This window comes from Vibrio sp. CyArs1, from assembly GCF_022432925.1.
GTDB lineage: Bacteria > Pseudomonadota > Gammaproteobacteria > Enterobacterales > Vibrionaceae > Vibrio > Vibrio mediterranei.
On record NZ_JAKRBO010000005.1, the window covers coordinates 368,491 to 393,828 of the forward strand.

Annotated in this window: 18 protein-coding genes; 15 read left to right on the forward strand and 3 right to left on the reverse strand. The window is 44.3% G+C overall.

What is annotated here, in order from left to right; translation table 11 throughout:
* Positions 1-95 precede the first annotated feature (95 nt).
* A complete protein-coding gene (locus MMA19_RS17055) occupies positions 96-1,265 on the forward strand; it encodes a phosphoglycerate dehydrogenase (protein ID WP_240206742.1) in 1,170 nt (389 codons plus the stop codon).
* A 25-nt stretch (positions 1,266-1,290) separates the two neighbouring features.
* Here the strand turns inward: MMA19_RS17055 and MMA19_RS17060 are convergent, their stop codons facing one another.
* The gene (locus MMA19_RS17060) at positions 1,291-2,712 is read right to left on the reverse strand and encodes a DUF3131 domain-containing protein (protein ID WP_240206743.1); all 1,422 of its coding nucleotides are present in this window, start codon (positions 2,710-2,712) and stop codon (positions 1,291-1,293) included.
* Positions 2,713-2,940: 228 nt separating this feature from the next.
* Between MMA19_RS17060 and MMA19_RS17065 the strand changes: the two genes are divergently transcribed.
* From MMA19_RS17065 to MMA19_RS17080, 4 genes are all read left to right on the forward strand, one after another.
* On the forward strand, positions 2,941-3,573 hold the full coding sequence (locus MMA19_RS17065) for a hypothetical protein (RefSeq protein ID WP_240206744.1): 633 nt from the start codon (positions 2,941-2,943) through the stop codon (positions 3,571-3,573).
* A 124-nt stretch (positions 3,574-3,697) separates the two neighbouring features.
* Positions 3,698-5,398: a type I secretion system permease/ATPase gene (locus tag MMA19_RS17070; protein ID WP_198557738.1), complete on the forward strand. Its 1,701-nt coding sequence runs from the start codon at positions 3,698-3,700 to the stop codon at positions 5,396-5,398.
* A gap of 8 nt (positions 5,399-5,406) precedes the next feature.
* A complete protein-coding gene (locus MMA19_RS17075) occupies positions 5,407-6,714 on the forward strand; it encodes an HlyD family type I secretion periplasmic adaptor subunit (protein WP_006070666.1) in 1,308 nt (435 codons plus the stop codon).
* Positions 6,715-6,972: a membrane protein gene (locus MMA19_RS17080; protein WP_031493429.1), complete on the forward strand. Its 258-nt coding sequence runs from the start codon at positions 6,715-6,717 to the stop codon at positions 6,970-6,972.
* Between the two features lie 106 nt (positions 6,973-7,078).
* On the opposite strand, the gene MMA19_RS17085 is transcribed toward MMA19_RS17080, so the two are convergent.
* Positions 7,079-11,521, reverse strand: coding sequence for a calcium-binding protein (locus MMA19_RS17085; protein WP_240206745.1), 4,443 nt, complete (start codon positions 11,519-11,521; stop codon positions 7,079-7,081).
* Positions 11,522-11,751: 230 nt separating this feature from the next.
* Positions 11,752-12,735 carry a hypothetical protein gene (locus MMA19_RS17090; RefSeq protein WP_240206746.1) on the reverse strand — a complete coding sequence of 328 codons (984 nt, stop codon included), beginning with the start codon at positions 12,733-12,735 and terminating at the stop codon, positions 11,752-11,754.
* 149 nt (positions 12,736-12,884) lie between these two features.
* On the opposite strand from MMA19_RS17090, the gene MMA19_RS17095 reads away from it, so the two are divergent.
* The 10 genes from MMA19_RS17095 to MMA19_RS17140 all read left to right on the forward strand — a co-directional run bounded on the left by MMA19_RS17095 (position 12,885) and on the right by MMA19_RS17140 (position 25,319).
* On the forward strand, positions 12,885-14,111 hold the full coding sequence (locus tag MMA19_RS17095) for a SpoIIE family protein phosphatase (protein WP_240206747.1): 1,227 nt from the start codon (positions 12,885-12,887) through the stop codon (positions 14,109-14,111).
* A gap of 10 nt (positions 14,112-14,121) precedes the next feature.
* The gene (locus MMA19_RS17100; RefSeq protein WP_006070671.1) at positions 14,122-14,454 is read left to right on the forward strand and encodes an STAS domain-containing protein; all 333 of its coding nucleotides are present in this window, start codon (positions 14,122-14,124) and stop codon (positions 14,452-14,454) included.
* Between the two features lie 32 nt (positions 14,455-14,486).
* Complete coding sequence (locus tag MMA19_RS17105; protein WP_006070672.1) at positions 14,487-15,611, forward strand: NDP-sugar synthase; 1,125 nt, start codon at positions 14,487-14,489, stop codon at positions 15,609-15,611.
* A gap of 11 nt (positions 15,612-15,622) precedes the next feature.
* A complete protein-coding gene (locus MMA19_RS17110; protein ID WP_031496075.1) occupies positions 15,623-16,075 on the forward strand; it encodes an ATP-binding protein in 453 nt (150 codons plus the stop codon).
* Positions 16,076-16,084: 9 nt separating this feature from the next.
* The gene (locus tag MMA19_RS17115; RefSeq protein ID WP_240206748.1) at positions 16,085-18,241 is read left to right on the forward strand and encodes a glycoside hydrolase family 2 TIM barrel-domain containing protein; all 2,157 of its coding nucleotides are present in this window, start codon (positions 16,085-16,087) and stop codon (positions 18,239-18,241) included.
* A gap of 90 nt (positions 18,242-18,331) precedes the next feature.
* Positions 18,332-20,191, forward strand: coding sequence for a cellulose synthase catalytic subunit (locus tag MMA19_RS17120; protein ID WP_240206749.1), 1,860 nt, complete (start codon positions 18,332-18,334; stop codon positions 20,189-20,191).
* Positions 20,181-21,497: a DUF3131 domain-containing protein gene (locus MMA19_RS17125; RefSeq protein ID WP_240206751.1), complete on the forward strand. Its 1,317-nt coding sequence runs from the start codon at positions 20,181-20,183 to the stop codon at positions 21,495-21,497. The genes MMA19_RS17120 and MMA19_RS17125 overlap by 11 nt, the downstream gene beginning before the upstream one ends.
* A 27-nt stretch (positions 21,498-21,524) precedes the next feature.
* Positions 21,525-22,934 carry a DUF3131 domain-containing protein gene (locus tag MMA19_RS17130; RefSeq protein WP_240206753.1) on the forward strand — a complete coding sequence of 470 codons (1,410 nt, stop codon included), beginning with the start codon at positions 21,525-21,527 and terminating at the stop codon, positions 22,932-22,934.
* 11 nt (positions 22,935-22,945) lie between these two features.
* Entirely contained in the window at positions 22,946-24,337 is a 1,392-nt protein-coding gene (locus tag MMA19_RS17135; RefSeq protein ID WP_240206754.1) for a DUF3131 domain-containing protein, read from the forward strand.
* Entirely contained in the window at positions 24,324-25,319 is a 996-nt protein-coding gene (locus MMA19_RS17140) for a hypothetical protein (protein WP_124941088.1), read from the forward strand. The genes MMA19_RS17135 and MMA19_RS17140 overlap by 14 nt, the downstream gene beginning before the upstream one ends.
* Positions 25,320-25,338: the final 19 nt, after the last annotated feature.

Here is a 25,338-nt window from a genome sequence, read left to right on the forward strand (position 1 = left end):
TTGTTGTCTCTGGCACAACAGAAAAAAGCCAGCTTTGGGACAATAACAGTACGCTGATGAGTAGAAATGGAATTTCAACTTAAGGTGAAGCGACAATGAAGAAAATAAAGACCTACAACGCTATTTCGAATCAAGGATTGGATAAGTTCTCACGCGACAAATATGAAGTATGTAGTGAGTTTGGTGAGCCTGATGCAATTTTGCTTCGTAGTCATAAACTCCATGATGAGTCCATTGCTTTAAGCGTTAAAGCCATTGCACGATGCGGAGCAGGGGTAAACAATATCCCGATCAAATCTTGCACAGAAAATGGAATCGTCGTGTTTAATACGCCGGGTGCTAATGCCAATGCAGTGAAAGAGTTGGTATTAACCGGGCTTTTGTTATCGGCAAGAGATGTCGTGGGTGGGATTCGTTACTCCCATACCCTTTCGGATATGACTGATGCTATGGCGATGGATAAGCTATTAGAGAAGGAAAAGAAGCGTTTTTCTGGCTCTGAAATCAAAGGCAAAACACTTGGTGTAATTGGTTTAGGCGCAATTGGTGCCTCTGTCGCTAACACCGCTATTGATCTTGGTATGAACGTGATTGGTTACGATTCAGCGCTGAGTGTTGAAGCGGCTTGGCGGTTATCAAGTCGTATTAAGAGAGCGGAGAATTTAGTGTCGGTGATTGCAAAATGTGATTTCGTGACCGTTCACGTTCCTGCACTGCCTTCAACTATAGGATTGATTAACCACGATTTATTGTCTTCAGCTAAACCAGGCATGGTGTTGCTGAATTTTGCTCGTAAAGAAATTGTCGATACAGACGCAGTAATAACCGCGCTCGAGAATCACCAAATTGATCAGTATGTGACTGACTTTCCAACGCCCTCTCTTATTGGGCGTGATGGCGTGATCCTCATGCCTCATATTGGCGCTTCGACGTCCGAAGCAGAGGAAAATTGCGCCATCATGGGGGCGGAGCAGCTCATTGATTTCTTGGAAAATGGCAACATTACTAATTCAGTTAACTTTCCTACGATTCGTTTAGAAAGGGCAGAGGGCTACCGAATTACGTTTGCTAACGATAATGTCCCTAGGGTCTTGGGTAGCGTATTGTCTCTGTTGGCTGATTTGAATATTAACGTGCTCGATATGCTGAATAAAAGCCGAGAGGAGGTCGCGTATACCATTCTCGATATTGAGCAAGAGCCTAACGATGAACTCCTTTCAGCTATCAGCAATGTAGAGCATGTGTTTAACGTAAGAACACTCTAGGTGACAACATTGGTGAACTTGCAGGCTATTTGGCGGAATTTGACTGCTCTAATGCATAAGGGTAGAGAGCATGATTACCAAGAGCTTTATACCATAGTGCTGTAAGCACAAGAGAGTTGGTATTGATGTTATAGGCGGTGTTAGTGCCGCCATTTTTATAACGACCAGTTGGGATACTTCGAGAGCTTAGACTTGTTTTAACAACCGTGTTGTAGAGTTGTTGTGAGAAATCGTCGGCATATAAAACACTTAGTCCGAATCCTATCTTTGAACTGAACGTCTGTGGGTTCTCGATCGGTTTACCCCCGGGGCTCACGCTCAGCCAAGGTTTGCCATAATAGTAAATATTGTTATAGGCAAACCAAGGACTTTTACTCATCGCGTCTTCAGCAAATACTTGAGGTTGCCCTAACTGTTTGGAACGTTTTTTATGCAGTTGGTAAAGTTGATCAAGTTGATTCCACCATACGTTCTTTGCCCCTATTTCTATGGCAGTTAGTACATAGGGATCAGTAGTGAAATAGGGGACGTTTCGATTATCCACATATACAGACATACCATCGACCGACACTTTTTCTACGTGCTGTTTGGTAAAGCTCTGCGCTAAGTTATAACCGAATAACTCAAACCCTTGTGCGGCGTATTGCAGATAGCCTAAGCGTCCTTCTTGTCGATAGTATTCTTTGTTTTTATATAGTTTGGTGCCATAAAGCGTACCTTTGTGAACGGCTGATGCGAGTTTCCAGTTTTTTTCTATGATGGCGACTTTACTAGCCAGTTCGGGCAGCATTTTTTCGGTGATGCGCAGCCAAATAAGTAATCGACCTATATCAAGCGCCGACCAACCATTGCCATTACTTTTGGTGTCGCTGTAACTGCCTGATGGTTTTCCATGTTTGGTACTGTATTCTCTATTTGGAAGGGTGTTTTGATACAACGCTATAGTGGCGAGCGTATCCAAAGTAAGGCTGAGTTTATCTCTCACTTCTTCTCTGGAAATAAGGTTTAGTTCATAACTCGCGAGTGTTGCCGAAATTCCACTGGCAATATCCCACATGGTCGCGTGATGATAGCCTTGTACGGAATCCCAGAACCCAGTTTCAGGATGATAATTTAAATCAAAGTAGTACATGGATTTTTTTGCAAGTAGCCAATCGTTGCGCGTTAAACGAGACAAATCTAGTTCAACAGTTTGACTTGAATTAGTTGGGGACAATGATGGTTTGTTAAGCTCAACATTTGAAGGGACATCAATTATCGTTTCGACAATAATTGGGGGAGCGAGCGCCCTTCTTTGGTATTCGATAGTGGAAGGTGCCTCAGAGGTATCACCCTGAGAGACGCCTCTTCCGCCATAAAAACTGGGTGCTTCTGGTTCATCGGACGCAAAAGTGAGCACGGGAATGAAAGCAATGTAGAGAGCTAGCTTTGCCATCAACTTTTGCACTTATATTGCTCCCTTACTCTAGATTCCATACTTAACTAAATGATAAGACATGAATAATGTTTTTCTAATCTAGTTTTTACGATACTTATCAGGAGGTTTTAAATTAGAAGTGATTTGTATAATAATTGAACGTTTTTCTGTTCTTTTTCGATAATTCTGTTACTATATTCTGCGTCAAAGGACTCTTCAAAAGTCAACGGATAGGCGAGCTGAAATTAAGGTGCTCCTATGCGAAAATTCATCGACTTACTCTCTCAATCTAACGTTTCTCTCGTTCGCCAGTCAGCCAGTGTCTTGGCTACTTTTCTTAAATCTGAACAACTCGACTATCGGCTAGATACCTTTCAGAAACAAAGGCTTGCTCAGTATTTAGAAACTACAACGCTCGTTAGCGAAAACTTTGGTTCACCACTCAATGCACATAGCGTAGTGGCATTTTCTTTCGGTGATAGCGAAGATGTCAACAAACGACTTGCCAATGTAGCCACTGATTTGGTTCGTGAAAACGGATTTCTTGACGCGCATATACAACAAGAAGTAGCAGAGCACATTACGGCTTTGCCCAATGCACATGTAATTGCTGATGACAACTACCAAACCACGACTGACGTAGCAAGAAAAGCGTTAGATAAATCCGTGGGCCGTAACGTGATAGTGGTTGCGCAAGCATGGCACGCCAAACGATGTATAGAGACGTGTCAGGAAGTAGGTTTGAACGTGGTTGGATTAAGAACGGTAGACCGATTTCCAAAAAATGACCCACAGCCATGGGTGAGAAATCCAATTAATTGGGTGTTAAAAGAAAGCCAAAGACAGTTTGTGACTGGGCAAGAAATCAGCCGTCTTTTACAACTTGCCTAAACGATGTGAGCGTTACACTAAGGATTTGTTTCTAAAGAGAGTTTGATCATCAAATAATCTCGAAATACCCAACGTAGTTCCTATACTGCCCAGTACGAAGCAATTACAACAGTATAGAGAACACATGGAACGTATCAGAACAGCGTTTTCTCAGGCTCGCAAGGAATTGTGGGTAGCCGCTTGGTTCAGTCTTGCGATTAATTTCTTAGTTCTGTCTTTACCTATTTATGGTTTGCAGTTATTCGATCGAGTCTTGTCGAGTTATAGCATGGAAACCATGTTTGCGTTGATGGGGATTGTGCTGTTTCTTATTACCGCGCAGTTCCTACTAGAGCATATTCGAACAGAGCTTCTTCAAAAATCGGGACTTAAACTGGATGCTTCTTTAAGCGGCTTATTGTTGTCTCGAAGCATATCTCAATCCTCCCAAACCAACAGAATTGAAAAGCAAGGTTTGCAGGATCTATCGGAGATCCGTAATTTTCTGGTGACGCCATCGACGTCTGCAATCTTCGATATTCCTTGGTCACCGTTCTTCCTCATTATTCTCTTTATGCTTCACCCATACATTGGCTTAGTTGCTCTATTTGGCACTGTTACTTTTGTCTTGTTAGCAATGATCATGTTGGTTCAGTCAAGAACCACTAATGAAGAGTCTGTTCAGTTTTCAAATCGCACCAACATGGAGCTAAACGACTATTTGCGCAATGCCCCAATGCTTAAAGCGATGGGAATGTCAGAGAATATTGGCCGTGTATGGGAACATAAAAGTGAAAAGATGCTTGCCTATCAGTGGTTAGTTAATTCGAAAGCGGGAAAGCTACTGGCACTTAGTCGATACTTCAGAACCTTACTTCAAGTGGTAGTTCTGTCGTTAGGCGTGTATTTAGTTCTCAATCAACAGCTTGGTACAGGAGCGATCATTGCGAGCTCCATTATCATGGGGCGCGTGTTGTCCCCATTTGAACAGGCGGTGGGTAGTTGGAAATCTTGGTACGTTGCGTATAAGTCTTGGCGACGTTTAAACGTGTTACAAAGCTCCGAAGATGCAACGCAGAAAATTAAACTACCGGATCCTAAAGGGCAAGTGCATTTCAAGAATGTAGGGCTGAAGTTACCTAATGTGCAGGAGCCAATATTGCAGAACATTAGTTTTAAACTTGGCGCCGGTCAAGCACTTGCCATACTGGGTAATTCAGGCTCCGGAAAGTCTACCTTAGCGAAACTCATTATGGGGATCTATCAGCCAAGTGTTGGAATGATAGAAGTGGATGGGGCGGCTATAGGCCAATGGTCGGATATACAATTCGGGGAACACATTGGTTATTTACCACAACATGTTGGTTTGCTGGCTGGGACGGTGAGAGACAACATTTGTCGTTTCAGTGACGCTGATGATGAGGATGTAGTTAGAGCGGCAAAATTAGCGTGCATACATGAACTGATTATCTCGCTTCCTGAAGGGTATCAAACCTACTGCGGTGAAGGTGGTTTGCAGCTGTCTGGTGGTCAGATGCAGAGAATTGGTCTTGCTAGAGCGATTTTCTCCAACCCTAAAGTGCTAGTACTTGATGAACCCAACTCAAACCTTGACCCAGAAGGTGAAGTCGCGCTCGCTATTGTGCTCCAACATTGTAAAGAGAACGAAATCACCGTTGTGATGATCAGTCATCGCCCTGGTTTTCTTCGTCAAATGGATTGGGTTGTGCTCTTAAAAGATGGGAAGGTCGAGAAAGCTGGTAAGAGTGAGCAGTTCCTCGGTTTATCTTCGAGTGTGGATACTACTCCAGAACCAGCAGCATCAACAGCGCGAACAGCAGGGTAGGAGGACTTATGGTTTTTGATACATCGAAAGTCATTAAATCAGGGATAGTACTTACCTTACTAACGGTGTTTGGTTTTGTCTGGTGGAGTACGAGTGTAGAGCTTAGCTCCGCATCTATCGCAAAAGGTGTCGTGGTAGTAGAGAGCAAACGTAAACCTGTACAACATCTGGAAGGTGGATACGTAAAACAGATTTTTGTGCGTGAGGGTCAGCATGTGGAAGTCGGTGAAGTTCTAGTAGAGTTATCGAACTCGAGGGCAGAAGCAGATTTTCAGCGCTTAGATCTCAAGCTTATGTCGTTAGAGTTTCAAAAACGCCGATTAAAAGCACTGCTCGAAGAGCGCAGTGTTGTTGATTGGAGTATGGGAGATAGGACTGAACTAGCCACTAACACCATTGAACGTACGCAGATATTGAGCAATATCGTGAGTAACGAGCAAGTCCAGTTTCAACAGGCTCTTTTGAAATCAGAGCTCTCACAAGGGCAGTACTTACAGCGTAAAGCCTTATTAGATGAGCAAGTACGAGGAGGGCAGTTTCAAAAGCGAGCAGTGGAACGACAACTCTCCTTAGTTAAACAAGAAATTGATATGACCAAGGGGCTGGTGGATAAAGGTTATGTCTCAAAGACTCGAATGTTGGAACTACAAAGAGCATTGGCAAGAATTGACGCAGAGCTTGCAGAGGTGAATGCCGATATTGAGGTTGGACTCAGGCAGCTAAACGCTTTAGAGCAAACCCATAAAGCGCAGCGCCTAGAACAACAGCAAAGCTATGCTGCTGAGCTAGCCTCGACTCAAAAAGAAGCGCGCGACGTCAAAGAAGCCTTGAAAGCGGCGTCGGATGTGCGCGAACGGGTAACAATACGCAGTGAACATCAAGGAACGGTTGTTGGTGTTAATATTGCTGGAGTAGGTGCAGTGGTGAATCCTGGTGATATCTTAATGCAAATCGTCCCTGACAGTGATGAGTTGATTATTGAAGCTTTGGTACCTCCACAAGATATTGATGTGGTGCGAGTCGGTCTTGAAGCCAAAGTCAGATTAAGCGCTTATAACATTCGAAAGACACCGCCTGTGGATGGTGAGGTGACTTATGTCGCTGCAGACCGTTTGGGTGATGATGCAGATGACAATGTCGTTGGCTACAAAGTACAAGTGAGGTTAAACGCCGAAGCGCTGCATCAGTTAGAAAACATCGAGCTATACCCTGGCATGCAAACTGAAGTATTTATTGTTTTGGAACAGAGAACACTTTGGGATTACCTAACAGCACCGCTAACGGTTAGCTATTATCGGGCGATGAGGGAAGTATAGATGGATTCAGACATGCTTTTTTGGCTAAGCTTTTATGGCGCGTTTTTTATTGCGAGTGGGGTAGTAGGGGCACTTAAAGGTCGACTAATTGCAGGGATTTTACTTGGTTATGTCTTGGGGCCCATAGGGTTAGTTGTTATATTACTGAGTAAAGATCAACGTATGATTCCTTGTCCGCATTGTGGTCAGAAAACCCACCATCACTCTTATCACTGCCAGCACTGCAACGAAAAAGTATACGGTTATCTCCATTCTTAAAACCAAGATCTTATCTCTAAATTTACTCCAGCTTTACTCTTAAATGGCAGCATAAAAAAGCCCTTCTTTCGAAGGGCAAACAGTCAGGAACTCACAAGGAAAAAGGTTAAGCAATATCTGTTGGGAAGTTGATATTGTCTTGGTCGAGGTCGCTCCAAATCGTGACCTCTTTACCGTCGGAGCTTTCGAGCTTGTAGCCGTATAGGTTAGATGTATCAAGATTTTGTGCTTCGTAGGCATCTTTCAAACCTTGAGCCATGTCTGTCGTCGTACCTTTTAGCTCCCAACCCCAACCTGTGAGGTCGATGGAGTTGGCGCCAGTACACACGAATTGTCCATTCGCCTCTCCAGCGGTGTCGTTAACTACTATTTTGTCTAATGCAATGGATATGTCAGTATCTGAAGAGTTGACTCTTACCCCTTCTATTTCTTGGAATGCAGTTTTAGACATATCTATAGTTTGGTTGTCACCGTCGCTACCCACGACAAGGACATCGAACCCTTCACCCCCGCTAAAATATACGGTGTTCGCATCACCAGAGGTCATTTCCTCACTATCAAATGTCAAAGTATCGTCACCGCTACCTGCAAACAGTTGATCAAGACCCGACCCTCCATCTAGAGAGTCATTGCCCTCTTGACCAAAGACAAGATCATCACCGCTACCGCCGCGTAAGGTGTCGTTACCCACACCGCCATCTACATAGTCACTACCACCTCCGCCATCGAGCGTATCGTTCCCTTCCTTACCGGAGAGATTGTCGTTACCGCTACCGCCGAAGAGTTTGTCATCGCCCAACTCACCAAACATTTGGTCGTCACCGGATTGACCATAGAGAGTATCATTACCATCTTGCCCAAATAGGGTATCGTTTCCTGCCCCGCCTTCTAAACGGTCATTGCCTTCGCCACCGTAGAGTAGGTCGACACCACTATCACCCTTGAGCTTGTCGTTACCAATACCACCAATTAGTTGGTCATCGCCATCACCACCAAACAACTGATCATTACCGGAACCGCCGTCGAGTTGGTCGTTGTCGCCGTAGCCGTAGAGTTTGTCATCCCCTTCGTTACCTTCTAAGACGTCATGGCCAGAGCCTGCATTGAGCGTGTCGTTGCCGTCGCCTCCATACAGTTTGTCATGACCTGCACCTGCAATGAGCGAGTCGTTGTCGCTTCCCCCATACAAGGTATCGTCACCCGCACCGGAACTAATCGTGTCATTTCCTTCATCACCGTAAAGGGTATTATTACCTGCCGAAGCGACGATAGTATCGTTGCCTAATCCACCGCGAACCGTGTCATGTCCCCCTCCGGAAGTAAGCGCGTCATTACCTTCGCCCCCATCCAAAGTATCATTACCATCCGCTGAAGTGATAGTGTCGTCACCTGCGTTACCGGATAGCACATTACTACCAGACTCAGCGCTGATATTGTCATTACCAACACCACCAGAAACCGTATCGTTACCGGCGCCCGTTTTGATGAAATCATCACCGTCACCGCCTAAAATGGTGTCGTTTCCCGTGCCGCCCATTAGAATGTCGTCACCGCTACCACCATCAATCAGGTTATTTCCTGACTCACCAAATAGTTGGTCGGTACCATCGCCCCCAAGCAGGGTATCGTCGCCGCTTCCTGCGTAAATAAAGTCGTTTCCAGCATCACCACTTAAGGTGTCATGGCCTGCGCCACCAAGAAGTACGTCTGTTGCTTCCCCGCCGGATAGTTCATCATTACCATCCCCGCCATCCAGCGTATCTTCACCAGCGTCTCCTGATAGAACATCTGCGCCACCTCCACCGGAGAGACTATCGTTACCAAGCCCGCCAACAGCATGGTCACTTCCAGAACCGCCGAATAACGTATCGTTGCCTTCACCAAGGTCGACAGTATTGTTACCCGCTTCGCCATAAACCGTGTCATCCCCAGTACCTGCAGTGACAGTGTCCGCACCGTCTCCCGCGAATAGGGTATCGTTGCCGCCGCCGCCAGTAATGGTGTCGTTGTCGGCTCCTCCGTAAAGTGTGTCCGCGGCATCACTACCAATCAGCGTATCATCACCCGTGCCACCGTAGATATTGTGTGAGCCAGTCGCTGCCGCTGTGAGCGTATCGTTGCCTGCTTCACCTAATAATGTGTCTTGTCCATCATCGGTCATGACATCATCGCCTGCGCCACCAGCGAGGAAATCATAGCCGTCACCACCTACTAACTCATCGTCACCGTCGCCACCAAAAATAGCGTCGTTTCCGTCTTGACCGTAGAGCTTGTCATCACCGTCACCACCATCAATGTGGTCATCACCTAAGCCTGCGTGCACAACATCATTGCCTCGGTCGGCATAAATAGCGTCATTACCTTCGCCTGCATCAACGGTATCAGCCCCAGTACCTCCGTAAACTGCATCATCTCCTGTACCAGTACTGATGGTGTTGCTACCCGCTTCGCCAAACACGGTATCATTACCTTCACCCGTGACCACGTTATCGGCACCTGAGCCGGCAAATATGGTGTCATCACCTTTGCCAGAAAATAGTTGGTCGTCGTCTGAACCACCAGCGAGTAGATCGTTTTCGTCAGAACCTGTTAGTACATCATTGCCAGAACCACCAAAGAGTTCACTGGCATTGCTGCCCGCAGTTAAGGTGTCATTGCCTGCCTCACCAAAAAGTTTGTTGGCCCCTTGTTGCCCCAAAACAACATCGTCGCCACCGCCTGCAAAAATAGAGTCGTTTCCTAGTCCTGCATTGATGGTGTCATTGCCGCCGCCCGCAAAAACTTCATCGTGTCCGTCACCCGCATCAATATCGTCGTCACCTGACCCCGCGTAAACTTTGTCGTCACCAATCCCAGCCTTAACGGTATTGTTACCGTCGCCAGCATAGATGACATCGTCTCCAAGCCCAGAAATGACGTTATCTGCGCCATCATCCGCATAGATAGTATCGTCGCCATCTCCTGAATCTATTTGATTGAGTCCGGAGCCGGCAAAAATGGTATCGTTATCGGCACCCGAAGAAATGACATCGTCACCAGATTCGGTGTAAATAGTGTCGGCCCCCGTTCCTGTATCAATGACATTACTACCGCTTTGTCCAAATACAATGTCATCGCCTGAGCCTGTATTGATCACGTCATTGCCTTCACCTGCATATACTTGATCGTTGCCTGCGCCTGTAGCGATAACATCGGCTCCTTCATTCGAATGCACTATGTCGTCACCATCGCCTGCGTCTATTGTGTCACTGCCTTCGCCACCATAGAGCTCATCGTTACCAAGGCCTCCGACAAGCACATCATTACCTGAATCACCGATAAGCACGTCATTGCCGTCACCGCCGGAGAGCGTATCGTTACCAAATTCGCCAACAAGAACGTCATTTCCAGCGTCACCTTGCATTACGTCATCGCCATCGCCGCCGAGCAAGAGATCATTGTCGTCGCCTCCGGAAATAGTGTCATTACCAGCACCACCGATAACAAAATCTGCACCTGAACCACCAAGAATATTATCGTTACCTTCTTCGCCTTGTAACTCGTCCGCGCCTTCGCCACCCTCTAGGAGATCATCACCTTTGCCACCAAAGATTTTGTCATCACCTGCATCACCGTATAGGGTGTCGGTGCCGTCGTCCCCAATGATAATATCTGCACCGTCGCCGCCGTGAATAGTGTCGTCACCAAGTTCACCTAACAGCGTATCGTCACCTTCATCTCCATGTAACGTATCGTTTCCGTCGCTGCCAAGAAGGGTGTCATTTCCGGTGCCGCCGGATAAATAGTCGTCTCCGTTACCACCAACTAAAACGTCATTGCCTTCTTCGCCGAACAAACGGTCGTCATTGATATCACCATCTAAGAAATCGTCACCCGTTCCACCATAAATGGTGTCGTTACCTTGTTGCCCCTTGAGAATGTCGTCTCCGGCGCCACCATAAATTTGGTCGTTAAAGATGTTGTGAACGGCGATATTGACGCTCTCAAGATCGTCATCAATGGGAGTACCATCAACGCTTTCTAACGAAAAAAAGACAGGTGTATCAGCAGACACTTGAGATTCAGTAAACTCAAAATCGATGACGACATCACCGTTTTCGTCAACAATGGCTTCTTGAGAGTGGATGACGACACCTTGGTCATCTTTGATTGTGACTATGACCGTCTCGTAGGTGCCACTTACATTGAAGTTTGCAGTGAGGTTGCCCGTTTGCTCTATGATGTAATTGCCTAGACGTACACCATGTACAATGGTTTCTTCTGATGAATTCGACTCTGAACCAGAATAGGTATAGACGGTTGTCGTGGTTCCCCAACTATCATCGCCACTGCTACTATCTGAAGTTTCACTGTTTGACGAGGAATCGTATTCCACATCACCTAGCACCGTGTCCGCACCTTCACCGGCTTGAATATGATCAGAACCTTCGCCACCCGCCACGAAATCATTACCTTGTTTAGCATGAATTTCATCATTACCGGACTTAGCGTTTAGATTGTCGGCTTGGTCAGTACCTGTAATCAGGTCGTCGTTTTTTGTTCCGTCCATGGGATTCTCTCTAGCCAATTTCGTTGATGCATTAACATATGAATTAGGAGGTTTTGAACTGTTTTCCACAAAACCGTCGCGATCGGAGTAGAGCAGAATATGTGCCAATTTGCTCATGGCTATAACAATCTGAAAACTAAAATAAAAATTCTTAGCAGATGTTCTGTGTCATTTTGAGATTTACGTGGAAGCCAATATGCGACGCAATTTGCACGAAAAAGTTAAGAGACTCAAAATGAAAATGAATATGCAATGGTGATGGAGCCATCTAGGAAACGGCCAGTGCCTTCAGCCGCGTTACCAGGGTTCCAACGGTTACCGGAGTAGTTGTTATATTGCAAAGTGATTGTTCCTGGTCGCCAATCGAAATACCCAAACCCATAGGTATAGTCGGGATTCCAGGGTTGTTGTTGGGACTTATCAAAGTAATAGAATGCGGTGGCGTTAACGTACCAGTTCCCGAAAATAGCGTACTTACACCCTAGAGATGCGGTTCGGTGATGAGCCTTGTAACTGGAGGACGCAAGGTCGAAGTAAGAGGGTGTCCAATTGTAGTCGACTTGACACCCAATGCTCCCGTCTTCGGAAACTCGAGTCCACTCTAGTAGCTTTCCGGTAATTGGAAACTTCCATCCAAGCGATACTGTACCCTCATCAAAATTGGTTCTTGAGCCGCCTGGTTCAGGTGAAAAACGATTCCCACCGTAATTGGAATACAAAAGACTAAAAGTGTAAGGACGCCAATCGCTGTAACCAAAAACATAGGTAAAGTCTGGGTTCCATGTTTGTTGCTGATCTTTATCGAAATAGTAATAAAGAGTGCCAGAGGCAAACCAGTTGCCGATTAATACATATTTCAACGATAAATTTGCTGTGTAATTGACATTGGAAGGGCCATTTGTTGCGCCGGAAGGCAAGTTGGCATCTTGGGTTTGAATTAATGGCAAGTTAAGTGAAAAGTTACCACTTAGCCCCGATAACCCTTCTCGGTCTTTTAGTTCACCAAATGGCAGTTCGAAGGAGCTTTCTACGCCTCGCCAAATTAAGTCTAATTCACTGTATTCATCTTTATTATTGATGGAGTTGTCACTATTGGTCAGGTTTGGGGAAATAGGCGCAGGCGCATGCTCGCGAGTATTTGATAGATATTCATCACCAAAACACAACGAGGAAAATGTGATGGTTGATAAGCCAATAATGACGTATTTCTTCATTTATTATTGCGTCCTTGCAAGCCGTAGTCCTAACTTCAGATATACAACCTTGCTCTAAGGTAAAGAAAAGCAAAATATTTTTTTTGTTTTTTCGTTCTCAGTTTCTATTCTAGTAAATAATGCTTCATAAGTGAGACGGAATCTCGTAAATGACACAAAAAGAGTTCAAAGACGCAGCAGAATCTAAAGAGGTTTTATTGGTGGAAGACAATAAAACCACGCAGATTCTAATGAGCTCACTTCTTAAGAAGAAGGGGTATAGTGTCACTGTAGCCAGTCATGGTTATGAAGCCTTAGAAATACTGCAGAAAAGCGAACATATTCAATTCGTATTGAGTGATTGGGTTATGCCTAAAATGGATGGGGTTCAATTGTGCCAAGCTCTAAAATCGACAGATTACAATCGCTATATATTCTTCGTTTTATTATCTGCTAAAGATGATAATGACTCGATTGTCAGTGGGATTAATGCAGGTGCTGATGATTTTGTTGCGAAAAATACAGCTATAGACGAACTAGATGCGCGTATTCGAGCTGGTTTTAGAAATTTAAATCTTCATAACGAATTACTCAAAAAGAATCAGGCGCTTGATAATGCGTATGCCACCATCCGACAAGACTTAGACGCGGCAGGCGATTTTATTCGTCAATTGCTACCAACGAAAGTTGAATTCAACAACGTGTTGATGAATTACACATCAATTCCGAGTGCGCAGATTGGTGGTGATATTTTGGGTTATTTCGAACTCGACGAGCAGCATATTGGTTTCTATTTATTAGACGTGTCGGGACATGGGGTATCTTCTGCATTGTTGTCCTTCTCCGTTCAACAAACGCTGTCTATCGCAAGTGGTCCAAACTCAGTGGTTTATAAGGAATCGTCCTCAGGAAAAGTAATTCGCCGAACTGATGAGGTAGTGGCGAAACTAAATGACATATATAGCCAAGATGATTCAAACCCCCTTTATTTTACTATGGTATATGCCGTATTGAACCAGGTAACTGGGCAGCTAGATTATTGCATTGCTGGTCATCCACTAATTGTGTGGTATCAGCATGAAACGCAGTCTACGGAATTTCTTGGAGAGGATAACTTTGTTGTTGGTATGTTTGATTTTGCAGACTACAAGCAAAAGTCGGTGACGCTTGGTCCAAGCGATGAGGTTTGGCTTTATACCGATGGCATCACTGAAGCTAGATTTGAAGGCGAGTTTTACACCGAAGAAAGATTAAAAGAGAGGATACAACACCATGCCGCTACAGACTTTGAAAACAAACCGAATGCCATTGTGTCAGAGGTGAGGGAGTGGCAAAAGAGTGACGTTTTTGATGATGATATAAGTATTTTAGTTTGTAAATGGGCACCAAACCAATAGGAAAATTACTATGAATTATGAAGTGTCGAACAACGACCTATTTACGGTTGTGGAAGTACAAGAATCGCGTTTTGACGCTAAGTTGGCTCCAACGTTTAGGCAATCTATGGAAGATATTCAGGGCGATATTAAACCTAATTTGTTGCTTGATCTATCGAATGTAAATTTCATGGATAGCAGTGGCCTAGGAGCTGTAATGGCGGTTTATAAGCTCCTTCGAGATAGGCAAATTGCTATTGTTGGCGCTAAACAACCTGTTAGAGATCTATTGAAGTTGACCCGAATGGATAGGCTAGTAAAAACCTATGACACGGTTGAGGATGCAATGACGGCGTCGGTTTAAGTGGTAATTCTAATTAGGCTAGGGGATAGGCAATGAAAGGAATGATATTGGCGGCAGGCAAGGGGACTCGAGTTAGACCCATCACTCAGCAGATACCTAAACCTATGATTCCGATATTAGGTAAACCTGTAATGGAGTCGATGATCGAGTTATTCGCTCAACACAATATTACTAAGATTGTCATTAATACAAGTCACTTGGCTGAGGTAATAGAAGACTATTTCGGCGATGGTCACCATTTTGATGTTCAGCTTTCTTATTCTTGTGAAGGAGAGCTTAAAGACGGCAAGTTTGAAAGCAAAGCCCTAGGTTCGGCTGGGGGGATGAAACGCATTCAAGAGTTTTCGGGATTCTTTGATGAGACGTTTGTCGTGGTTTGTGGTGATGCGTGGATTGACCTTGATTTGAAAGAGGCGGTTCGCAAGCATAAAAAATGCGGAGGTATTGCGACCATTATAACCAAACGAGTGCTTGAAGAAGAAGTCGAAAAATACGGTGTTGTGGTAACGGGCGATAAAGGTTTGGTGCAAAGTTTTCAGGAAAAGCCCGCTCGCGAAGATGCGCTGTCTAATCTTGCCAATACAGGTATTTACATCTTTGAACCCGCTATTTTCGACTATATACCTAGCGACCAAGAGTTTGATATTGGTAGTGAGTTATTCCCTAAACTCGTAGAGCAACATGTACCGTTTTACGCTGTTGAAATGAACTTTCAGTGGCTGGATGTCGGTAACATCAAGGATATTTGGGGTGTTACCGAGGACGTATTGAGCGGAAAAGTTCCAGGTTATAGAGTGCCGGGCACGCAAGTGAAAGCGGGTATTTGGCTCGGGATTAACACTCAAGTCGATCTTGAAAAATGCAATATTATTCCGCCAGTCGTGATTGGTAGTGGATGCCAAATTAAAGAGGGTGCGACCATCACTGGTCCAGCTTTGATTGGCGCAAACTGTCAAGTGGACGCCAATGCGACAATAAAACACTCTCTGGTGTTTGATTATACGCGAATTCATACCAATGCTGTTGTCGAGGAACAGACTATCTTTGGTGATTTTGGCATAGGACATGACGGTGAGGTTGAGGATAAAACTCAGTGGACGAACCTGCGCCCACACCCAGCTTTGAATCGTTTAGCCGATGTGATTAATAAAATGTGATGGGAGAAAGCATGGTTGATAGCAATGTATTTACTCACACTTACGAAAGCTCACTGATTACATCAAGAAACGTTGCCGATGACTTGAAGGCATTTTGGTCTCAACAAGCGGTCAAAAACAGTGTTATTGATGAACTAGAGCTGTGCGTGGTTGAGTTGGTAAATAATGCTTTTGAGCATGCTTATAAAGAGCGTGAGGGTGAGGTCATAGAAATTGTTAGTACGTTGACAGACTCGACGATCACCGTTGATATCACCAATTTCGGAGAAGGAATGTCTCAAGATGATTTTGCGTCTGCGCTTGAGGCCGATTTTATTGAACCGGACGCGGACGATCCCGACACGTGGGTAACGTCAGGCAGAGGCTTTATTATTCTTGCGGCTTTAGTTGATAAAGTCGAACTAACATTCGATGACAACCGCAATACTTTCCATTTAATTAAGTCATATGACGCGGTGGTATAGGTGGCTGGGATGTGGCGTTGGATTGCAAAGTTAAGTATTGGAATACTATTGGTAGGCTGTACGTCTACCGAGCTAGCTCACACTGATGCCACCCAGTCATTGGATGGCTATTGGGATTTCAAAAAGCTTAGTTCTGAAAATGCAGAGCAAACGAGCATCGCAGTTCCATCAAATTGGTACAGTTCAGGCGTAGAGTATTCAGGTAGTGCTTTGTACCAGACCAACTTCGATGTCAGTAATTATGACTCATCGAAGCGTTACTGGCTCAAGTTTGATGCTGTCGATTATCAAGCACGAGTTGCACTCAACAATATTCCTTTCACGCCTCATAGCGGATATTTCGCCCCCTTTGATTACGAAGTCACAAATGTTATCAAAACCAACGACAATCAACTCTCTGTGGTGGTAACGAGCGAAAATGACCAGAAAGTAGAAGATTGGTCTCTCAACAAAAAAGAGATTAAAGGCGTTCTAAATCACCATGACACTCGACCTGGAGGAGCTTGGTCCGATAGAGGGCAAGAAGCAAATTCTGGAGGAATATGGGGAAGCGTAGCTCTCGAGAGAACTGGCCCGATAGCGATAAAAGCATTTAAATTTGTCCCTGAGATAAGTCGTGATGGAGAGACGACTGGGCAACTTAAACTGACTTTGGATAGCAGTATTACCGCTGACGCAACCATTGTTATCACACTGCAACGTCATAACACCGAACGATCTGAAGCGACGATTGAGCGCTACGAATTTACTCGTTCGGTGATTAAAGGAAAATCGGACATCCTTTGGACCATTCCTAGTATGAAGAGGGAACTGTGGTGGCCATATGATTGGGGAACGCCAACTTTATACGACCTTAGTGTTGAAGTATTCGAAGGTGAAAGAATTTTGTCTCATCAACGCTCTGAAAAAATAGGCTTTCGACATTTTGAATATTCAGAGGACAACCAACATTTCTACGTAAACTTCCAACCGTATTTTATTCGTGGGACTAATTACATTGGTAGTCAGTGGCTAGGTGAAATGGGGAATGAAGAATATGAACGTGATTTGATGTTGATGCGAGAAGCCAATATCAATAGTGTTCGAGTACATGCTCATGTTGCAGGTAAGCGTTTTTATGATAAAGCAGATGAACTCGGTCTAATTGTTTGGCAAGACTTCCCATTGCAATGGGGTTATGAGGACTCAATTGGTTTGGTCTCTGAAGCAGAATCTCAGGCCAGAGATATGACCGATATGCTATACAACCATCCTTCTATCGCATTTTGGAGCGCTCACAATGAACCGCCGTGGGATGCAACGTGGATGAAATATAAGTACCAAAGTTATCAACCTGACCATAATTTGGAACTTACTAAAGCCGTTTATCAGGCTTTAAAAGCAACGGGCGACCATCGTATTGCAAGAGAAGCGTCTTACACCCATGAGCATCCATGGTTTGGTTGGTATTCGGGTCATTATAAGGACTACCGTAAAATCGCAGGCCCGCCAATCATCAGTGAATTTGGGGCACAGTCTTTCCCTGATGTTGATGTCGTGGAAACAATATTGAATGGGGAGTCTAATTGGCCACTCAATAAAGCACAGCTTAAGAAGCTTTCGTATCATAATTATCAGCATCATGAAACGCTCAATATTGCAAGGGTGGAAGTAGGGAACTCTCTTAATGACTATATTGCTAATACACAGCAATATCAAAGGCAAGTGAATAAATACGCCGCTGAGCAACTTAGATTGAAAAAAAATAAAGGCATCGCTGCAATATATCAATTTATGTTTGTGGATAGTTGGCAAGCCGTAACTTGGGCAATTCTTGATGCAGAACGAAATCCTAAACCTGCCTATTTTGCAGTTAAAGAGTCATTTCAGCCTATTTTAGCGATTGCCAGTGTAAATAATTACAAGTCATATAAGATTATAAATATCAGTGTAATCAATGACTCAAGAAGCGAATTTTCAAAAGCAACCGTGTCGCTCGAATGTTTCGATAATAACAATGAACTCAATTTGTGTTGGGAACAAAACGACGTAATCATCGCTTCAAATTCGATTTCTGACATTGCTTCAGTTCCGCTAAATATGGTGGGTTCAGAGTTTGTGATTGATATTAAGTCAAGGGATGGAGAAGTGATATCCAGTAATCACTATTCCAAAGGAGATTACTAATGTGCAGAGCGTTAAATGATAGGTGTTTTTAAATCGACACATTAGGGTTAATAAGTAGGAAATTTCATTTTCTATAGGGAAGCTAGGCAAATGGACAACTATTTTCAAAAGTATGAACATCGAGTGCCGCCGGAACCTGTACCTCACAGTATACCGAGAGAGTTGCTGTATCAATATTTAGCGACGTGTAATTTAACGTTAGGTGTTTGGTACCTGTGGTGGCGTTGGACTTACGCTCTGAACATGGATGCATTGTGGTTTTCACTTCCATTGGCTTTTGCAGAATCTTGTGCATTTATCGGCTCTATATTGTTTACGTTTAACTTATGGAAAACTAAAGATGAACCTAAGAAAGAGCCACCATCAAATATCAATCAATGTGTTAAAGACTCCGCCGAGGACAGGCCGTTAGCGGTCGATGTGTTTTTCCCAAGCTATGACGAAGAGCCTGACCTCGTCAGACTGAGTATTGAAGACGCCCAACGAATTACTTACCCCCATGACATCGAGATGAAAATTTTCATTCTTGATGATGGAAAGCGGGAGTCGATGAAGGCACTTGCAGAGGAGATGAATGTTGGATACATCACTCGCGAGGGAAATGTGGGGTTCAAAGCCGGTAATCTGAGAAATGCCATGGAACAGACTTATGGTGATTTCGTGGTTATCTGTGATGCTGACACTAGGCCACTACCTACGATTCTAGAGAATACGCTAGGTTATTTCCGAGACCCAAATGTGGCTTGGGTCCAAACACCACAATGGTTCTTTGATTTACCAGAAGGAGTTCGTCTTCCGGTCTGGCTGGAGCGTAAATTTGGTAAAGCTGCCGCCGCTCTTGGCAAAGGAGTAGAAAAGTTTTACGGGCCAGTGACCTTTGGTCAGGATCCTTTTGTCAATGATCCGCAAATGTTCTATGACGTTATTCAACGTCGTCGTAACTGGGTAAACGCGTCATTTTGTTGTGGTGCAGGCTCGATTCATAGACGCGAGGCGGTAATGGAAGCAGCGCTAAGAGCATACGCTGAACAGATCACCAAAGAGCAGCAAGATGTTGAAAAGCAGATACGAAAACTGACTAAGGAAAAAGAGGTTGATCAGTCGATTTCAGACAACCTTAGAAATGAGATTTTGTTTGATACGGAATTTACACCATACAAATTCCACGTATCAGAGGATTTGTACACTTCGATTGTTCTTCATTCAGATACAGAACGAAACTGGCGTTCGGTAATGCATCCGAGAGTAGAAAGTAAAATGCTGTCACCGCAAGACTTGCAAACTTGGACGGTTCAGCGCTTTAAGTACTCTGGTGGTTCCATCGACATCTTTATGAATGACAATCCGATTTTCAGGAAGGGCTTGAGCTTTAAGCAAAAACTCATGTATGGCGCGAGCTTCTGGTCTAACTTATCGGCAGTCTGGAATATCATTTTTCTCGCTTGTCCAATAATCTATTTTCTTACCTCAATCGCTCCTGTTAGTGCTTATGATGTGACCTTTTATTTACATTTCTTGCCGTACATCTTAACTGCGGAAATCGCGATGATGGTGGGCACTTGGGGTGTGGATGGCTACAAAGGTAAGACAAATTTCTTGTCATTTTTCCCAGTTAATTTGCGTGCGCTTTGGACAGTGCTTAGAGGACGCAAAATTAGCTTCCCAACCACACCAAAAGAAAGACAAACAGGTAATTTTGCCAAACTTGTATTGCCTCAAATGGTGGTGTTTGGCTTAAGTCTCTTCGCTATTTTTTATGCTTGGGTCGGTTACTACACGGGCTCTTGGGGTGAATATTCCGGTGGCGGTCTAGTGTTCAACACATTCTGGATTCTCAATAACATGCTAGCTATGTGGGGAATGATAGCTGCCGCTTTTTGGGAGCCTCCAAAAGAAGAGAAAAACAAAGAAGAAGTCACCAGCACAGAGGATTTAAAGTATGAAGTTTAAAGACGCATTATTGGCTGCAAGGCACCACGTTGTTTTCATTCTTGGTCTGTGTACTGCATTGGTCATCGCTTTCAATATAGAGACGCGAGACTACGGAAAGGTGTTAGGCAATATCACCTTTGAAGCCCACGAAGAGATCCCACTTAAAGAAAATCGAGTGTTATCTCATGAAGAGTTTACTTGGGCGAATACGGCGTGGCGCTACTTTGAAAACAATTACCAAGATAACACGGGATTGGTGAATTCCGTTGATGGCTATCCGTCGACGACTATGTGGGATACCGCCTCTTATTTAATGGGCCTCATTGCTGCGGAAAAAATCAATGTGATCACTGATGAAGTGTTTGAAATGCGAATGCAGAAAGCGTTGCGTTCACTTGCTAGACTTCCTCTGGTTGAAGGTAAGTTGCCAAATAAAGCTTACAACACACAAACGTTAGAAATGGTGGATTACCAAAACAACCCGACTCCTGAAGGGATAGGATGGTCAGCCATTGATATCGGTAGAATACTAGTGCCACTCAATATATTGATCTGGCAATATCCTAATTTCAACGCAGATGTAAACAACATTCTTAATCATTGGAAGATTAACGAAATGCTAATCGATGGATATCTATACGGTTCTAGACCAAGTGAACAAGGCGGTTTTGAGTTAGTGCAAGAAGGACGTATTGGTTATGAAGAGTACGCGTCTAAATCTCTGTTCCTGATGGGACGAGATGTATTTAATTCAATGAAATATATTGATTATCTAGACCTGATTGATATTTACGGTATTGAAATTCCAACCGATAAACGTGACCCGGCTAAGTTCCATGCTCACAACTACGTGGTTAGTGAGTCTTATATTCTTGATGGGCTAGAGTTTGGTTCTGACAGCGTCTCGAAAATCTTCGCGCACCGTGTGTTTAGTGCTCAAGAGCGCAGATATGATGATACTGGCGTGGTTACTGCAGTAAGTGAAGATAACGTCGATGAGCCACCTTATTTCGTTTACAACACGGTTTTTTCTGACGGTAAAGAATGGAACGCAATTTCAGATGATGGTAAAGACCAGTCACACCTAAAAACCCTATCTACCAAGGCTGCGTTTGGTTGGTACGCCTTGTATGAGAATGAATACACGGATTTGTTAATTAGTGAAGTATCGCCTCTGTTCTCAGAAACGAAAGGGTGGTATTCGGGTCGTTATGAAGTTGATGGACGACCTAATAGAGCAATTACCGCGAACACCAATGGCATTGTTTTAGAGTCGCTGGCCTACATAGAAAACGGACCATTATTAAGCGTAGGCGCAAAATAAGGACAAGGTTGTATTAGGGAGAATAACATGCGCTATTTGACAACGTTATGTGTTGCGCTTGCAGTGGCTGGCTGTGGTAATAAATATAATCAGTTTTCCGACGATATTGTCGAACGTAAAAGTCATTGGAGCATTCCGCAGGCTCGACAAGGTGAGCTTACCGAAAAAGAAATGGATATGGCTCGTATTGCTTGGAAGTACTTCGAGAATAATTATCAAGAGCCAACAGGTCTGGTGAATGCGGTAAATAACTACCCATCGGTCACTTGGTGGGATGCGGCATCCTACCTAGCAGGTATGGTGAGTGCGTACGAGTTAGGAATTATTGAGAAAGAGGAAATGGACCGCCGATTGATTACCTTTATAGGGACGTTAAATCGATTGGACCTATTCCGTGGCGAGTTACCTAACAAGGCTTATAACACACAAACTGCTGCCAAAGTGGACTACGGTAACCAACCAGGGGAAATCGGTTATTCTGCTCTCGATTTAGGCCGATTGCTCATCTGGCTATATATCGTCAAACATCGTTATCCAGAGTATGCGACCGGTATCGACCAAGCGATTTTGAGATGGAATTTCTGTAATGTCGTTGACGAGAACGGCACTATGTTTGGTGCGTTGCTGGAGAAAGACAAGCCTGTTCAGTATCTGCAAGAGGGCAGATTGGGTTACGAAGAGTATGCAGCCAAAGGATTCCAACTCTGGGGGTTTGACACTAGTCAAGCCTCTGATCCAGAGCCTTATGCCACCATCAATTTGTACGGTTATGATGTCCCTTACGATACCCGAGATCCTAGAAAGCTCAAAGCACATAGTTACGTTGTAACTGAAAGTTATGTTTTAGATGGTATTGAGTTAGGGTGGGACTTGACCGACGATAGGACAGGACACAACTACAGTTATACTAATGAATGGATGGCTGAGTTCGCGTTACAAATTTATCGTGTACAAGAGGAACGATACAAGCAAACCGGCATTATCACTGCGCGTACCGAGCACCAATTAGCAGGGCCTCCATACTTCGTTTATGACACCATTTATACCGATGGCTTTGCTTGGAATACTATTTCTGAGAATGGCGAATATCTACCGCAGTTCTCCGCTGTTGCAGTAAAGGGCGCGATGGGGATGTGGGTTTTATGGGATACAGAGTATACCGATCTACTATTCGATCATATTTCTCACCTTTACGATAGAGATAAAGGGTTTTACGAGGGTATTTTTGAGAATGGTACCGGTCGTATCAACACATTTACATCGAACAATAATGGTATCACCTTAGAAATTCTGCTCTACAAACAACAAGGGAAGTTACTCAAGTACCATGACGATATAGCACCGAGCTTGTGGGAAAAAGCATTGGAATCGCCTTTTGGTTATGAAGGTCAGTGCTTGCCACGCGAGAACTATAAAAAGAAGAAAAATAAGTCTTAGGGGCGCATCGAATGCAAAGGCTGGTTGTTTTGCTTTTAGCTCTGCCTCTACTTTATGCCTGTGGAACCATTGTCCAAGGTGTAAGTTCTGGTGTTGAAGCAATCAATACTTCTCAGACATTTCGTCAGGGACGTTACGGAAAGCTAACTGAACAAGAGTTGGCTTGGGCAAGTACTGCCTGGAAATACATTGAGAACAACACCCAGCTTCAAACTGGATTAGTTAATGGCATCGACAACTACCCATCAACCAATATGTCAGGCATTGCCGATTATCTATTCGCCTTGCTCGCAGCGAAAGAGTTCGAGTTTATCTCAACCAAACAATACGACGAACGACTCACCTTAGTACTGACTTTTCTCAATGACATGAACTTGAGTATGGGACAAGTTCCGCACAAGGTTTATCACACCCAGACGGGACAGAAAGTGGATTATGGTTTGCAACCTAGTGATATTGGATGGTCCTCGTTAGATACTGGGCGTTTACTTATTGCACTCGCCATCGTTAAGCAATTCTCTCCTGAATTTACCGAATACATTGATAAGGCAGTATTGCGCTGGAACTTCTGTGAACTTATCAATGAAGATGGTGAGTTGTTCGGCGGTGCAATATATGGAGGCAATGTGACCCGTTATAAAGAGGGGCGTTTGGGCGTCGAAGAATATACCTCTTATGCTTATTTAGATTGGCAAGTTGTACCTTACAAAGCGATGCGAATAGACCCGTATGACGTTGCGACTATTTATGGCATTGACCTGCTTTTTGATGGTAGAGACCCCAGAGATTTTGACGTCCTAAGACCTGTCTACAGCACTCCTTACTTATGGATGGGGTTAGAGTTTAACTGGGATAAGATTTCGGATTCCAGTTCTAACGATGCGAATCATTCTGACCCGGTAATGTCTGCGATGGCAGATTCTCTCTATTTAGTGCAAGAAGCGCGTTGGGATGTAGATAGAATCTATACCGCGCGAGGTGATCATGTAGTAGCAGGCGATCCTTATTTTGTTTATGACGCGGTCTATGCCTTGGGTACTCCATGGATAACGTTAGCCGAAGATGGAAGTTCCCATGATTTGCTTGCTTTGGTATCGACTCGTGTGGCTTTTCAAATGTGGGCGTTGTGGAAGACCGATTATACCGACCGCTTGATGGTACTAGTGCGTGAACTCTACGATCCGCAACGAGGTTGGTATGAAGGCCGCTATGAAAGAAACAGTAAGTACGAAAAGAGTATTACGCTTAAGACCAACGCTGGGGTTCTAGAAGCCTTGCTATACAAGCAGAATGGAAAACTCTATCAACCATCGGGAACACGAGAATACCGAGACGTACAGTTTGACTCACGTTTCTATCATCCTGGTAAGTGTTTAGTGGAGACGTTTGATGACTACAATTAGATTTCTGCTGTTGTTATTCCTGTTTTCCTTTGCCACGTCTACTAGTGCACAGGTTCAGGACGTCGAATTAAGGGTATTTAGTCAGCCCACCTTACTGGCTGGTAACGGAAGATTTAAACAAGCAGCGGAACAATACCATAGACTGAGTCTGCAAATATTAGCCTCGGAAGCAAAACTGGGTACGGAAAAAATGTGGCAATACGCAGGTCTTGCTGAAGCTCTAGCCACGGTGTGTGCCAACTTAGACAATGACCCGAAAGCGTATGAGTATTGGGCTAATAGTGTGCGTTATTTACTGACTGGAGGGACGGAATGGTCTCAAATGCAGCAGTATCTTCATCAAAAAAACGAACAAGCAAATACTCAACTGCTGACGCAAATGCAGACTTTTGATGTTGCTGGTGGCTATGACCAATCGTGGGAAAATGATGCGGCAGTTTTGCAAGTTTGGCAGGAAAAACTCAATCTTTTTGCATTCTCTGGTCCCAAGATTGGCCTAAAATCTACTCGCACACAGACAAGCTTACCATCGAGCACGCCACCACCAGTGGCTACGCAAACTGTTCCAGGACAAAAAAAACTAAAAGGCATTGAATCGAATTTTTCTCAATCTCAAGGCTTTGTGCCGAAACCAGCATCACAACCTAACGAAACGCCCGAAGGCATTAATAATGCAGCTCCAACCTCCGCCCCAGCTAGAGCAGTGGTGACTAATCGTCACTTGATTCAAACTTCACCAGCGCCAGCTGAAAACGAGGTTACGATAATCGCGACGCCAATTGATGAGTTCGATTACGAAGCCGCAGAACGAGATGAGATAAATGCTCTGGCAAATGAAGCTGATTTGGGGGACTTAGACAATACACTCAGCACAGAGAGGCAAGTACCAAGAGCCAATATTGGCGCAGAGAGTAGCTCGGGTGTCGAGGCTGTGCAACGAAGGAGTTTTGCTCCAGTTCCGGTAGAGCAAGAAAACCAGTAAGTAAACAACGCGATTTCAT

Bases quoted from the DNA above. Each gene is read 5' to 3' on its own strand.
- MMA19_RS17140 (WP_124941088.1), top strand. From the start codon at position 24,324: ATGACTACAATTAGATTTCTGCTGTTGTTATTCCTGTTTTCCTTTGCC.
- MMA19_RS17065 (WP_240206744.1), top strand. From the start codon at position 2,941: ATGCGAAAATTCATCGACTTACTCTCTCAATCTAACGTTTCTCTCGTT.
- MMA19_RS17075 (WP_006070666.1), top strand. From the start codon at position 5,407: ATGGTTTTTGATACATCGAAAGTCATTAAATCAGGGATAGTACTTACC.
- MMA19_RS17135 (WP_240206754.1), top strand. From the start codon at position 22,946: ATGCAAAGGCTGGTTGTTTTGCTTTTAGCTCTGCCTCTACTTTATGCC.
- MMA19_RS17070 (WP_198557738.1), top strand. From the start codon at position 3,698: ATGGAACGTATCAGAACAGCGTTTTCTCAGGCTCGCAAGGAATTGTGG.
- MMA19_RS17115 (WP_240206748.1), top strand. From the start codon at position 16,085: ATGTGGCGTTGGATTGCAAAGTTAAGTATTGGAATACTATTGGTAGGC.
- MMA19_RS17130 (WP_240206753.1), top strand. From the start codon at position 21,525: ATGCGCTATTTGACAACGTTATGTGTTGCGCTTGCAGTGGCTGGCTGT.
- MMA19_RS17100 (WP_006070671.1), top strand. From the start codon at position 14,122: ATGAATTATGAAGTGTCGAACAACGACCTATTTACGGTTGTGGAAGTA.
- MMA19_RS17105 (WP_006070672.1), top strand. From the start codon at position 14,487: ATGAAAGGAATGATATTGGCGGCAGGCAAGGGGACTCGAGTTAGACCC.
- MMA19_RS17120 (WP_240206749.1), top strand. From the start codon at position 18,332: ATGGACAACTATTTTCAAAAGTATGAACATCGAGTGCCGCCGGAACCT.
- MMA19_RS17110 (WP_031496075.1), top strand. From the start codon at position 15,623: ATGGTTGATAGCAATGTATTTACTCACACTTACGAAAGCTCACTGATT.
- MMA19_RS17090 (WP_240206746.1), bottom strand. From the start codon at position 12,735: ATGAAGAAATACGTCATTATTGGCTTATCAACCATCACATTTTCCTCG.
- MMA19_RS17095 (WP_240206747.1), top strand. From the start codon at position 12,885: ATGACACAAAAAGAGTTCAAAGACGCAGCAGAATCTAAAGAGGTTTTA.
- MMA19_RS17080 (WP_031493429.1), top strand. From the start codon at position 6,715: ATGGATTCAGACATGCTTTTTTGGCTAAGCTTTTATGGCGCGTTTTTT.
- MMA19_RS17125 (WP_240206751.1), top strand. From the start codon at position 20,181: ATGAAGTTTAAAGACGCATTATTGGCTGCAAGGCACCACGTTGTTTTC.
- MMA19_RS17055 (WP_240206742.1), top strand. From the start codon at position 96: ATGAAGAAAATAAAGACCTACAACGCTATTTCGAATCAAGGATTGGAT.
- MMA19_RS17085 (WP_240206745.1), bottom strand. From the start codon at position 11,521: ATGGACGGAACAAAAAACGACGACCTGATTACAGGTACTGACCAAGCC.